Annotated in this window: 15 protein-coding genes; 6 read left to right on the top strand and 9 right to left on the bottom strand. The window is 29.8% G+C overall.

Features of this window, described 5'->3' with window-relative positions:
- Window positions 1–8: 8 nt before the first annotated feature.
- Window positions 9–1,466: a hypothetical protein gene (locus tag JL193_RS00075; RefSeq protein WP_207971908.1), complete on the top strand. Its 1,458-nt coding sequence runs from the start codon at window positions 9–11 to the stop codon at window positions 1,464–1,466.
- A 276-nt stretch (window positions 1,467–1,742) separates the two neighbouring features.
- Here the strand turns inward: JL193_RS00075 and JL193_RS00070 are convergent, their stop codons facing one another.
- From JL193_RS00070 to JL193_RS00045, 6 genes are all read right to left on the bottom strand, one after another.
- Window positions 1,743–2,225: a hypothetical protein gene (locus tag JL193_RS00070; protein ID WP_207971907.1), complete on the bottom strand. Its 483-nt coding sequence runs from the start codon at window positions 2,223–2,225 to the stop codon at window positions 1,743–1,745.
- Between the two features lie 4 nt (window positions 2,226–2,229).
- Entirely contained in the window at window positions 2,230–3,024 is a 795-nt protein-coding gene (locus JL193_RS00065; RefSeq protein WP_243456796.1) for an endonuclease/exonuclease/phosphatase family protein, read from the bottom strand.
- 6 nt (window positions 3,025–3,030) lie between these two features.
- On the bottom strand, window positions 3,031–4,221 hold the full coding sequence (gene fabV / locus JL193_RS00060; RefSeq protein WP_207971906.1) for an enoyl-ACP reductase FabV: 1,191 nt from the start codon (window positions 4,219–4,221) through the stop codon (window positions 3,031–3,033).
- Between the two features lie 124 nt (window positions 4,222–4,345).
- Entirely contained in the window at window positions 4,346–5,296 is a 951-nt protein-coding gene (locus JL193_RS00055; RefSeq protein WP_207971905.1) for a phosphoribosylaminoimidazolesuccinocarboxamide synthase, read from the bottom strand.
- Window positions 5,297–5,347: 51 nt separating this feature from the next.
- The gene (locus tag JL193_RS00050; RefSeq protein ID WP_207971904.1) at window positions 5,348–5,740 is read right to left on the bottom strand and encodes a hypothetical protein; all 393 of its coding nucleotides are present in this window, start codon (window positions 5,738–5,740) and stop codon (window positions 5,348–5,350) included.
- Window positions 5,741–5,750: 10 nt separating this feature from the next.
- The gene (locus tag JL193_RS00045; RefSeq protein ID WP_207971903.1) at window positions 5,751–6,704 is read right to left on the bottom strand and encodes a PhoH family protein; all 954 of its coding nucleotides are present in this window, start codon (window positions 6,702–6,704) and stop codon (window positions 5,751–5,753) included.
- 129 nt (window positions 6,705–6,833) lie between these two features.
- On the opposite strand from JL193_RS00045, the gene JL193_RS00040 reads away from it, so the two are divergent.
- From JL193_RS00040 to JL193_RS00020, 5 genes are all read left to right on the top strand, one after another.
- Window positions 6,834–7,694, top strand: coding sequence for an SAM hydrolase/SAM-dependent halogenase family protein (locus JL193_RS00040; RefSeq protein ID WP_207971902.1), 861 nt, complete (start codon window positions 6,834–6,836; stop codon window positions 7,692–7,694).
- Between the two features lie 9 nt (window positions 7,695–7,703).
- The gene (locus JL193_RS00035) at window positions 7,704–8,000 is read left to right on the top strand and encodes a putative quinol monooxygenase (protein ID WP_207971901.1); all 297 of its coding nucleotides are present in this window, start codon (window positions 7,704–7,706) and stop codon (window positions 7,998–8,000) included.
- A 76-nt stretch (window positions 8,001–8,076) separates the two neighbouring features.
- Window positions 8,077–8,601, top strand: coding sequence for a GNAT family N-acetyltransferase (locus tag JL193_RS00030; protein WP_207971900.1), 525 nt, complete (start codon window positions 8,077–8,079; stop codon window positions 8,599–8,601).
- 5 nt (window positions 8,602–8,606) lie between these two features.
- Window positions 8,607–9,515, top strand: coding sequence for a DUF2279 domain-containing protein (locus JL193_RS00025; protein ID WP_207971899.1), 909 nt, complete (start codon window positions 8,607–8,609; stop codon window positions 9,513–9,515).
- A 78-nt stretch (window positions 9,516–9,593) separates the two neighbouring features.
- Window positions 9,594–10,190 carry a peptidoglycan-binding protein LysM gene (locus JL193_RS00020; protein WP_437440094.1) on the top strand — a complete coding sequence of 199 codons (597 nt, stop codon included), beginning with the start codon at window positions 9,594–9,596 and terminating at the stop codon, window positions 10,188–10,190.
- Window positions 10,191–10,233: 43 nt separating this feature from the next.
- Here JL193_RS00020 and JL193_RS00015 read toward each other — a convergent pair whose 3' ends face one another.
- From JL193_RS00015 to dnaA, 3 genes are all read right to left on the bottom strand, one after another.
- Entirely contained in the window at window positions 10,234–10,938 is a 705-nt protein-coding gene (locus tag JL193_RS00015) for an SAM-dependent methyltransferase (RefSeq protein WP_207971897.1), read from the bottom strand.
- 117 nt (window positions 10,939–11,055) lie between these two features.
- Window positions 11,056–11,511 carry a low molecular weight protein-tyrosine-phosphatase gene (locus tag JL193_RS00010; protein ID WP_207971896.1) on the bottom strand — a complete coding sequence of 152 codons (456 nt, stop codon included), beginning with the start codon at window positions 11,509–11,511 and terminating at the stop codon, window positions 11,056–11,058.
- 137 nt (window positions 11,512–11,648) lie between these two features.
- On the bottom strand, window positions 11,649–13,076 hold the full coding sequence (gene dnaA / locus JL193_RS00005) for a chromosomal replication initiator protein DnaA (RefSeq protein ID WP_207971895.1): 1,428 nt from the start codon (window positions 13,074–13,076) through the stop codon (window positions 11,649–11,651).

Here is a 13,076-nt window from a genome sequence, read left to right as displayed (position 1 = left end):
ATCTATATATGGATTCTTATGTTACTAAAATAATTTTTGATAAACTTTTCTTTAAACATCGTAATTATCTTAAAAAAAAGAGATACCTGAGATTAAAGAATGATAATTATCCATTTAATGAAATCATAAAAGATAATGTTAAGTATTCTCTATTTTATTTAAAAAACCCATTTACAAAAGAAAAACTTTTTTCTAATGATGATCCTCACTTTTATTTAAACACAAACGAAGTTTATAATTTAATAGATTCTAACCCTATATCTTATGGTGGAACAGTATTTCACTTTCTTAAAACTGGCAATAATACCATTTTAGAAAGAGAAATTAATAACAGGAAACATGAAGTAGAGCTTTACAAAAGTAAAAATACAAATGAATCTCAAATCATAAAAAAAGAATATTTTTTCACTAAAATTTTTAGCAAAAAAAAAGAAATCTCAAGTCCATTTTCTCATGAGGAATTAGAGAAAAAAATATGGCACAATAAGCAAAGGGATGAAGAGGATAACTCTATGATGTTTAGTGTCTCTGAAAATTATTTTAAAGAATTCATTACCAACACTAAAAGTTTAAATGATAGGCACTTCAGCCCCACACCATTAGATAAAAAATATAATTTCATTATAATGATTAATATTGATGATTATGATAAACGAAATGAATTATTTGATGACATATTAGTTAATTATAATGACAGTAATAATACGAATTTCGAAGTAATTGAATATAAAGAATACGATGGGTTTGAATTTGCTGTAATAAGTGTTTCTATAGCTACTTACGAAGATTTATTTTATTTGGGATTTTACTTAAGTTACAAGCAAAATTCTTTAAATGAATTAAGACAACGCCAATTAGAAAGCATACGTTTTAAACGAGATAAGGTTTTATTAGAAAAAGATATCTATGAAAACATTAATAAAATTATTTGCTCATCAAAATCTAAAAATTATCAATCTAGCTTTTCCTTAAAAAAAGAACAGTTAAACTACCGAAAATTTACAACAATATATTTCAATTATGAAGAAGGTGAAAGGTTGACTTTTAAGAATGGAAAACTATTTGATATGTATTCCAACCCTCAAGTTTTCAACCTAAAAACTACAGGTAAAATATATAACTTTATCAATAAGTCTCCTTTTAAGGCAGGGTTAAAGATAGGATATTATCTGTCTGAATTAGGTAAGTTAAATCTGAAATATATTCTCGAAATTAAGCAATTAAACGCAAAATTTAATACAACTATTAAGTTGGATAATACATTTAATTTTGTGCTTATGACTAATGAGGATTTAATTTCAAAGGCAATTAGTTTTTACGATAAGAATTTCAATGTAAATTTTAAAATTAAGGAAACTTTTAATCTGGACGGAGAACAATTTTGTATAGTTAATATTAGCAATGGCAATATTATTGACATTTTTTGTCTAGGAATTTGTATGCTTCTTCAACAGGTTAAATTATAAAGATAACATCTAAATTGTTAAATGGGTCAAGAAAAAAAGCTTCTATTATAAAGAAGCCTTTCAGAATTTTAAGTATTTATAATGAATATACTAAGATGTATAAATAGTATTTTTACTTTTTAGCAAGTAGGTAGTCAAAAGAAAAAATAGCACTTTGTGGTTGGCACTTTTTGGTTTAGTACCTTTTTTCGATTAAATAATGAGATGGGTTTATCAGCTTAAAGCTGACTATAGGCGCTTGGAAGTTAAAAAATGCTTCAATAAACAGGTCTTTCTTTAGTCATTTTCTAACAATTCGTCTAATTCTAATTGATAATCGTACTGCAAATCTTCGTGCAATTTGTCGATTATTCTTTTAATCATTTTAACCTGAGTTTCAAAAATATTTTGCAAACGTGTACTTCTTTTTATGGAAGGCCTAAAAGCTTTCATTTTTTTACAGAAATACAGCAGCAACTCTACTTCTGTTTCCTTTTTTTTAGAATAACGAATGTGTTTTTTTATGAATGTTAAAATTTTTCGTACACCTTTTCGAATGTAAAAATAATTGTTGGTGTTTACTTCTTCAAATAGAACGTCAACTTCTTCTTTTATGGTTCGAATGTACATTTCTTCATCATGAGATTCAAACAATAAATACCCCAATAATTCTTTATTTTCTTTTTTAAACCTCGCTAATTGCAAGCACAATTCTCTTAACTCGTCTTCAGATTTATGAGCGATTTCGTCTTTTAATTGTTTGATTGTTGCAGTTTTCATATACCTATCTTACCAATTGTAACGTAACCAAATAGGCACAATGGTCAGAAGCTATTGTATCGCAAATAGTTTCTCTTGAAATTACTTGCCATTTATTTTTCGGGTAAAACAAAACATAGTCTATCTTTTTATTGGGTTTGTTTGAAGGAAAAGTAAACAGTGGGTTTTCTTTATTATAAGAAGCTTTCCAAAAAGATTCTAAAATATTTATAGCGCTACTATTGGGAGTATCATTTAAATCTCCTGATAAAATGGTTGCATATTTGCTGTTTCTATAGGCTGTATTGATGGCTTTTGCTTGTAAAACTCTATCTGTACCTTCTTTTAAGTGATCTAAATGAGTGCCAATAAATGAAATGGTGTCTCCAGATTTTAAAACTGTGGTTACTTCTAAAGCGGCTCTTGGTTCGTTACCTTTTGTGTATAGCAAAGCCATATTTCTTGTAGATAAAAAAGAAGTTTTAGAGAGAACTGCTTCACCATATTCACCACCATCGTAATACATGGCTCTTCCAAAAACAGAAACCATTTTAGTACGATAGCCCAACTCTGTTGGCAAATCGTATTTTTGGGCTCTGTTGGTTTTAAAATCTACTTCTTGAAGTGAAACAAAATCTGCATCTGCCTTTTTTATCACATTGGCAATAATCTCTAAATCGAAACTTCCGTTTGTTGTTGCTCCATGAAGAATATTAAAACTCAGCACTTTTACAACAACTTTATCTGCTTCTATTTTTTGAGCCAAAAGTACTCCACTAAAAAGAAAAAGTATTAAAACTGGTATTCTTTTATTTATCAATTTTATTTATTTTTCACTTGGAATTTCTACCATTTCGTTTACATCTTTGTTATAATCTACTCCAGGAACTTTAAAACCGAATAAATTATAAAAATCGTTGCTATATCCTTCTAAATCTCCAATTTCAGATAAATTTTCGGTTGTTGCCATTTTCCAAAGTGCTGCAACTTCTTCTTGCACATCGTTATACATTTCCCAATCGTCGATTCTTATTCTTCCTTTTTCATCTAAAGGAATTTCTTCGTCTGTAAATAATCTTTCGCTGTACAAACGTTCTATTTGCTCGATACAACCTTCATGAATTCCTTTTTCTTTCATCACTTTATACAACAAAGAAATGTACAAAGGAATTACTGGAATTGCAGAACTTGCTTGTGTTACCAATGCTTTATTTACAGAAACATAGGCTTTTCCTTCAATTGATTTTAAATGATCGGTAATTTTAAAAGCGGTTGCTTCTAAATGATCTTTTGCTGCGCCAATGGTTCCGTTTCTATATACAGGTTTGGTAATATCTGGACCAATATAAGAGTATGCAACTGTAATGGCATTTTTAGAAAGCAAGTTTTCTGTTTTTAAGACATCCATCCACATTTGCCAATCTTCACCTCCCATTACAGTTACTGTGTTTTCGATATCATCTCCTTCTGCAGGGTTTATTGAAATTTCTGACACTTTTCCTGTATGAAAATCGACTGTTTTATTTGTAAAAACTTCTCCTATTGGTTTTAAAACCGATTTGTATCTTTTTCCTGTATCTGGATGCGTTCTTACTGGTGAAGCCAAACTGTAAATTACCAAATCGACTTGACCTAAATCTTTTTTTATCAAGTTTACAACTTGTTGTTTTATTTCGTTTGAAAAAGCATCGCCATTGATACTTTTTGCATACAAACCTGCTGCATGTGCTTCTTTTTCGAAAGCTGCTGTGTTGTAATAACCTGGCGAACCTGGTCTTCCTTCGGTAGGAGCTTTGTCGAAAAACACACCAATAGTTGCTGCATTAGAACCGAAAGCACTGGTAATTCTACTTGCCAAACCAAAACCTGTAGAACAGCCAATAACCAACACTTTTTTAGCGCCATCTATTGCTCCTTTCGATTTTACGTATGCTATTTGATTTTTTACATTTTGTGCACAACCTGTTGGATGTGCTGTTAAACAAATAAAGCCTCTTGTTCTTGGTTCTATAATCATTGTTGTTTGTTTTTTAATCTCGATAATACCTATTAAATAAAAAGTTGAGATATTTATTATTAGTTCTCAACTGCGCTCTAACAGACATTATGTCTCCTCGAGTGCAGTCGAAAGGTTTTATTTTCTAATTAGATTTCAAAAAAGAATTTACATTCTTTTCTATTCTCTTTAAAACATTTTCTGTGGAAGCTTTTACAAAAGTTTCTCCTGTAATTTGTTCGTATAATTCTATATATCTATTTGAAATTTCTATGACTTTTTCGTCAGACATTTCTGGTATTTGCTGGTTTTCTTTTCCTTGAAAACCATTTTCAATTAACCATTGTCTTACAAATTCTTTTGATAATTGTTTTTGTGGTTCTTCTTTTTCTTGTCTTTCTTGATAGCCTTCTGCATAGAAATATCGTGAAGAATCTGGTGTATGAATTTCGTCGATTAAAACAATTTTACCTTCTTTTGTTTTTCCGAATTCGTATTTAGTATCTACTAAAATTAGGCCTCTTTTTGCGGCTATTTCTGTACCTCTTTCAAAAAGTTTTCTTGTATAATCTTCTAAAATTAAATAATCTTCTTCCGAAACAATGTTGTTTTTTAAAATGTCTTCACGAGAAATATCTTCATCATGTTCTCCGTTTTCTGCTTTTGTAGAAGGTGTAATGATGGGTAAAGGAAATTTATCGTTTTCTTTTAAGTCTTCTGGCATTTTAACACCACACAAAACTCTTTTTCCTAATTGGTATTCGCGAGCTGCATGACCCGATAAATACCCTCGAATTACCATTTCTACTTTAAATGGTTCACATAAATGACCTACTGCTACGTTTTCATCTGGATTTGCAATCAACCAATTTGGAACAATATCAGCAGTATCATTCATCATTTTTGTGGCAATTTGATTCAAAATTTGACCTTTAAAAGGAATTTGACGTGGTAAAATTACATCGAAAGCAGACAATCTGTCTGTGGCAATCATTACCAGAAGTTCGTTATTTATATTATAAACTTCTCTTACTTTTCCTTTGTAAACAGATTTTTGATTCGGAAACTTAAAATTCGTTTCGTTAATTGTATTCATTATAGTTTTTGTGTTGTTTGTTGTGCAAAAGTAATCTTTTAGAAAATGTTTTTATAATTTCAGATTATTTTTTATTTTTTGCCTTTCTAAAGAAAATGTTCTAGATTTATACTCAATTCTATCTATAATTATTAGCAATATTCTTTTTAAATTAAATTTATCTTCTATTAAATTTTTATTTTTATAAATCTCATATAAGACAATTACTAAATTTTCTAAAATTAGAATATCAACCTCTTTTATTCTCAATTTTAAATCATTATTTTCTAAAGATAACATTTCAAAAAAACCGACCGATAACTTTTCTTTTAATTCAGTATCAAAATTATTAATAATTGATTGTTCGGTTTTCGAAGATGCACCAGATAATTTCGATAGCAAACTTTCAAAAAAAAGAATTATTTTCTTAATCTCTCTTTGAATAAAATCGTTTTCTTGTTCCAAATTTAAATTATCATTCCGTTTCTATACTTTTGTATGCTGTAATAATTTTCTTTACCAATCTGTGTCTAACTACATCTTTATCGTCTAAATATATCTGTGCAATTCCATCGATATCTTTTAAAGCTAATAAAGATTCTTTTAAGCCCGAGACTTGTTTTCTTGGCAAATCTATTTGCCCTGGATCTCCTGTAATAATAAATTTGGCATTTTTACCCATTCTTGTTAAAAACATTTTCATTTGATTGTGGGTTGTATTTTGTGCTTCGTCTAAAATAACAAAAGCATTGTCTAATGTTCTACCACGCATAAATGCCAAAGGTGCAATTTGAATAATGCCTTTTTCTAAATGAGATTCTAACTTTTCGTGAGGAATCATGTCTCTTAAAGCATCATACAAAGGTTGCATGTATGGGTCTAGTTTTTCTTTTAAATCTCCAGGTAAAAAACCTAAATTTTCTCCAGATTCTACTGCTGGTCTTGTTAAAATTATTCTACGTACTTCTTTTTCTTTTAATGCTTTTACAGCTAAAGCTACAGCTGTATAGGTTTTGCCAGTTCCTGCAGGACCAACCGCAAAAAGCATGTCGTTTTTTTCCATCAAACCCACCATTTTACGTTGGTTTTCTGTTTGTGGTTTTATCAATCTTCCACTAACGCCATGTACTAAAACATCTTTTGCTTTTTTAGATGCTGCGGTTTTTTCTTCGTTTCCAGAAGATGTTAAAATGCGCTCGATGCTATTTTCATCTAATTTATTATACCTGTTATAATACTTTATTAGTCTTTCGATTCGAATTTCGAATTCATCTAAAAGTTCAGACTCTCCATAAATCTTCATTTTAGAGCCTCGTGCAACAATTTTAATTTTAGGAAAATATCTTTTAAGCTGTTCTACAGTGCTATTGTGTGCGCCAAAAAACTCTCCAGGATTAATTTCTGTTAGTTCTATAATACGTTCGTTCAAATGTTTATTTTTTTATAAGTTGACAACAATTTTATTTCAACTAAAAATAGCGAATAAAATTGCTAAAATGATTAGATTTGCGTTAAATAGTTAACAACTTTTACACAATTAATTAACAGTCGAATTTTAATGTCTTTAATTACTTTAACTACAGATTTTGGAACCAAAGACCACTTTGTGGGTGCTGTAAAAGGTGCTATTTATTCTGAGTTAGAAAATGCTAAAATTGTTGATATAACTCACCAAATTACCCCTTTTAACATTACAGAAACGGCATATATTTTAAAAAACTCTTACAAAAGCTTTCCAAAAGGAACCATACATATTGTTGGTGTTGATTCGGAATTGAGCGAAGAAAATAAACATATTGCTTTGGAATTGGATGGGCATTTTTTTGTGTGCCCAGATAATGGTTTAATTTCTATGATTGCTTCTGAAATTCATCCTACTAAAATTGTTGAAATAAATATTCACGATCGTATAGAAAGTAGTTTCCCGGTTTTAGATGTTTTTGTGCAAGTAGCTTGTTTTATTGCTAGGGGTGGAAATTTAACAGTAATTGGAAAAGAAATTACCGAATTTAAAAAATTAATAGAAATTCAACCTAAAGTAAACCAAGCCCAAAATCAAATAATTGGTGGCGTTATTTATATCGATAATTACGGAAATGTAATTACAAACATTAGCAAAAAAATGTTTAATGATATTGGTAAAGGAAGGGCTTTTCAAATAACTGCTAGACGTTATTCTTTTCATAAAATTTTTACAAAATATAACGAAATAACTCAAAACAGCTCTCTTGATAGTTACCAATTTGATGGCCAAAAACTAGCGATTTTTAATGCGGCAGGTTTTTTAGAAATTGCTATTTATAGAAGTAATTTACAGACTGTTGGTGGTGCTTCTTCTCTTTTAGGGTTAGAGTATAGAGATGCTATTTTTATAGAATTTATAAATGAATCGAAACCAGATTTTTCTCCTTTATCTTAAACTAATTTTATGTTTGTAAGAATTGTAAAAATGAGTTTTTACTCGAAAAATGTCTCTGAATTTTTGGCTATTTTTGAAGAAAAAAAGCACTTTATTCGAAATTTCGAAGGTTGCAAATTGCTAGAATTGTATCAAGATAAAGTAAACCCAGAAATATTTTTTACCTATTCTTATTGGGAAAATGAACAAGACTTAGAAAATTATAGAAACTCTAAACTTTTTAAATCTGTTTGGGCAAAAACCAAAGTTTTATTTAATGAGAAACCAGAAGCTTGGAGTGTAGATAAAAAGGTTTGTTTGCAATAGTGTTTAGTTGGCAGTTGGCAGTAAAGCTATGTTTTCTATGTTGCTGTGTGGTAAAAATCACAGAAAAAAATAAAAAATGAAATTCAATTTTAAATCTTTTCCTGAATTAAAAACAGAACGCCTTTTACTTCGTAAAGCTAATTTTAACGACGTAAAAGCTGTTTTCGATTTACGTTCCTGTAAAGAAATAAATAAATTTGTGGCGACAAAAAGAGTTCTAAGTCTTAATGAAGCGAAAAGTTTTATACACACTTGCGACAAACTTTATAACGAAGAAAATCGTATTTTTTGGTTAATTGAATATAAAAACGAAGTTATTGGTAGTCTTGTTTTACATAGAATTTCTTTAAAAGATAAATATGCCGAAATTGGTTACAAACTAAAACCTGCATTTCAACAAAAAGGTTTTATGAGTGAGGTGCTAGAAGAAATTTTAAATTTTGCATTTAAAAAAGTAAATTTAAAAACCATTGAAGCTTTTACCCACAAAAATAATAAGGCTTCAATTGCTTTGTTAGAAAAGTATCGTTTTAAGTTTCAACCTAAAAAAAAAGACAAGAGTTTTAAACATAATCGAATTTTTAAATTAGAAGAAAACTAAAATAAATGATTTTTCAAATTAAAAAGCATTGTCTTTGTCTTGCATTATTCTTCTACTCTATTATTGGGCTTTCTCAAGAATCTTCTTTTTTAAAAAAATCGGACACTTTAAATAAACAAAGAAGAAATGCTGTAATTATTACCGAAAGTGTTTTGGCTGGTGGAGCTCTATTGGCACTAAACGAACTTTGGTACAAAAACCACGAACGCTCGAATTTTCATTTTACAAACGACAATGCAGAATGGAAACAAATGGATAAAATTGGCCATTTTATGACTTCTTATTATGTTGGCAAAATTGGTATGGAAGTTTTAGATTGGGCTGGTGTTTCTAAAAAAAATCAGCTTATTTATGGAGCAACTTACGGCTTTACTTTTCTTACAGCTGTAGAAATTTTAGACGGTTTTTCGAAAGAATGGGGCGCTTCTACTGGCGATATTTTAGCAAATGCAACAGGAACAGGTTTTTTAATAGCACAAGAATTACTTTGGAAAGAACAACGAATTACTGTAAAATACTCTTTCAATAAAACTGAATTCGCAAAAAAGCGCCCCAATACATTGGGTAAAAATTATTTACAACAAGCTTTAAAAGATTACAATGGCCAAACCTATTGGCTTTCTGCAAATATTTGGTCTTTTAAGAAAGAAAGTTCGTTTCCAAAATGGTTAAATGTTGCTTTTGGATATGGAGCAGATGGTATGCTATATGGCGAAACCAAACCCACAAACCCTTTACCACAAAGCCCTTACAGGCAATTTTACTTGAGTTTAGATTTAGATTTAACAAAAATCAATACAAAATCGAAATTCTTAAAATCGGTCTTTTCTGTTGTTAATTTCATAAAAATTCCTGCTCCAACTCTAGAAATTAATACCAAAGGTCAAATAAAATTTCATTATCTGTATTTTTAATAAATTTTAACATATTAAAAATCAATAACTTAGACTTTAGTCGTAAATTTGCACCCGCAAAACAGAAAGATATTTTTTATCAAAAATAAATTTATTTTATTCGGTATTGTTTTCATTTTTATCAACGCAACAAGTGTAGGTAAAAAAAAGATTTCGGCAAAAGAAATCTCTAAAACAAAAACAATTGCTTTTCCTAAGCTTATAGACAATTCTATTCTATACCTTCCAAAAGATTTTATGGCATTTAAAGAAGCTGTGGCTTTTAAAGAATCGCAAGGAAAATACACAGTCGTAAATACTTTGGGTTATTTAGGGAAATATCAGTTCGGGCGCAGCACTTTAGAGCGCTTTAGAATTTACAACACGCAAGCATTTTTAAACAATCCAGAGTTACAAGAAAGAGCATTTGTTGCTTTATGTAAGGTAAACAAGTGGATTTTAAGAAAAGACATTAAGCGTTCTGTTGGTAAAACCATCAACGGAGTTAAAATTACTGAATCTGGAATTTTAGCAGCGGCACATTTAAGTGGTGCTGGAAACGTAAAAAAATTCTTACGAAGTAATGGAAAATACCGTTTTTCTGATGCTTATGGAGCCACCATACAATCCTATTTAAAAAAGTTTGGAGGTTATAACGTTTCTAATATTGTAGCCGATAAAAACGCGCAAGTTTAAAATTTAAACATTTATTTCTATTTTTACAGGAATAAGAATCCATTTATTTTTGAATAATAAAAATTGCTGGTTTTTTATGTAAATCTGGTGTGTGACGTTTCCAATTTAGAACAGACATCGATTTTATGTATTCTGTTGGTAATGTAATGTCTGCAGCAATACATAAATTTGTAGTTGGTGCCAATGTTGCTTTTAAATCTGCAAACATTTTCTCGTTTCTGTAAGGAGTTTCTATAAATATTTGAGATTGATTTTTATCTTTAGAAAGCTTTTCTAACTCTTTTATTACCCTTTTCCTTTCACTTTTGTCTATAGGAATATATCCATTAAATGCGAAATTTTGTCCATTCATTCCAGAGCTCATCATTGCCATTAAAATAGAAGAAGGACCAACTAAAGGAACCACCCGAATGTTGTTTTCGTGTGCTAATTTAACAATACTTGCGCCAGGATCTGCAATGGCAGGAACGCCTGCTTCCGAAAGCAAACCAACATTTTTTCCTTCTTTACAAACGTCTAAATATTTAGTTGTTTCCAATTCTTCTGCATATTTATCTAGCAACATTATATGTAAACTGGGTTGCGATTTTTTTGGAGAAATTTTCTTTATAAATCTTCTTGCAGATTTTTCGTTTTCAACAATATAAAAATCAATTTCTTCTACTACCTTTTTTACTGATAATGGCATTACCTCCAAAGGTTCTGTATCGCCTAAAGTTGTAGGAATTAAATAGAGTTTACCAAACATTGTTCTTATTTTTTTAAGATGATATATTTTAGGTACGAATTTGTAAATTACTGCTATAAATAAAGTGTGTTCTTTTTATGTTGATGTAGATTGTTACCTATTTTTAACATCTATCAATTAATTTTGATATTTTTTTGCGATAACTTCGCAAGCTTCATCTAACATTTTATACACATTTTCGAAACCTTGGTTTCCTCCATAATATGGGTCTGGAACCGAATTATTTTCGTTAGGTTGCGATTCGTTTAAAATCATTTTTACTTTTTGTTTGTCTTCTGCATTTCTAGCCAACGCAATAATATTTTGGTAATTGCTGGCATCCATTGCATAGATAACGTCGAAAGTATCGAAATCTTTTACGGTAAATTTTCTAGCGCTTTGGTTGGTAATATTAATTCCGTATTTTTTAGCAACATCTATAGAACGTTTATCTGGAAGATTGCCAACATGATAGGCTGCAGTACCTGCAGAATCTACAAAAACAGTGTTTGCATTTACTTTAGATTCTAAAATACCTTGTGCCAATGGCGAACGACAAATGTTACCCAAACAAACCATTAAAATTTTTTTCATCGAAAATAATTTTTGTTAAAAATAAGAAACTATTGGCCTCTTTAAAAGTAAAATTGAAAGAGTTTACATGGTAAGCTAGTTTCAACTAAAATATATTTTAATTGAAAATAGCTTAGAAAAAAGAGATGAATGTTTTTTTAGAACGTTAGTTTTTTGGTTAAATCATCTACGTATTTGCGAAACTGTTTGTCGGTTTCTGTTAAATTATCTACAGTTTTACAAGCGTGTAAAACCGTTGCATGATCTCTTTGCCCAATTTGGTTTCCAATACTTGCCAAAGAGGTTTTGGTAAGTCTTTTTGCAAAAAACATTGCCAATTGTCTTGCTTGTACAATATGACGTTTACGTGTTTTCGATTGTAAAGTGGCAACATCCATATCGAAGTATTTAGAGACTTCTTTTTGAATATAATCTATAGAAACTTCTTTTTTCGTGTTTTTAACAAATTTATCTACAATTTGTTTTGCCAATTCTAAAGAAAATTCTCTTCTGTTAAACGACGCTTGGGCAATCATCGAAATAATTACTCCTTCTAATTCTCTAACATTCGATTTAATATTCTTGGCAATATATTCTACGATTTCTTCTGGCATTTCTACACCATCTCTGTACAATTTATTTTGTAAGATAGAAATTCTTGTTTCGTAATCTGGTGCTTGTAATTCTGCAGACAACCCCCATTTAAAACGAGATAACAAACGCTGTTCGATATCTTGCATATCTACAGGTGCTTTGTCTGAAGTTAAAATTACTTGTTTACCATTTTGGTGTAAATGGTTAAAAATATGAAAGAAGACATCTTGTGTACCTGCTTTACCTGATAAAAACTGAACATCATCAATAATTAAAACATCGATCATTTGATAGAAATGAATAAAATCGTTTCTAGTATTCGACTTTACAGAATCTATAAATTGTTGTGTAAATTTTTCCGAAGAAATATATAAAACCGTTTTATCTGGATATTTATCTTTAATATCTACGCCAATTGCATGAGCTAAATGTGTTTTTCCTAATCCTACTCCACCATAAATTAATAGCGGGTTAAATGAGGTGCCTCCTGGTTTATTGGCGACAGCCATTCCTGCAGAACGTGCCAACCTGTTAGAATCTCCTTCAATAAAATTAATAAAATTGTAATTTGGGTTTAGTTGAGATTCTATTTTTACTTTTTGTAATCCTGGAATTACAAACGGATTTCTTAATTCTCTTTTATTAGATTCTAAAGGAACTGTAACTTTTTGTGGCTTTAATGGATCTCTATTAGCACTCGGAATTTTAACTATTTGCGGTCGATTGCTGCTATAGTTATTTTCCATTTTTACATCGTAAATTAGTTTTGCTTCGTTTCCTAATTGCCTAACTAACGCAACACGTAATAATTTAATGTAATGTTCTTCTAACCATTCGTAAAAAAATTTACTAGGTACTTGAATGGTTAATGCTTCTCCAGATAATTTAACAGGTTTAATGGGTTCGAACCATGTTTTGTATGCCTGAGGTTTTATATTATCTTTTATAAAAGATAGGCATTCCTTCCAAACAGAGTCAGCATTTACGGTCAT

Origin of the sequence: Polaribacter batillariae (genome assembly GCF_017498485.1) — a bacterium.
Lineage (GTDB): Bacteria > Bacteroidota > Bacteroidia > Flavobacteriales > Flavobacteriaceae > Polaribacter > Polaribacter batillariae.
This window is presented reverse-complemented; position numbering and strand designations above follow the sequence as displayed.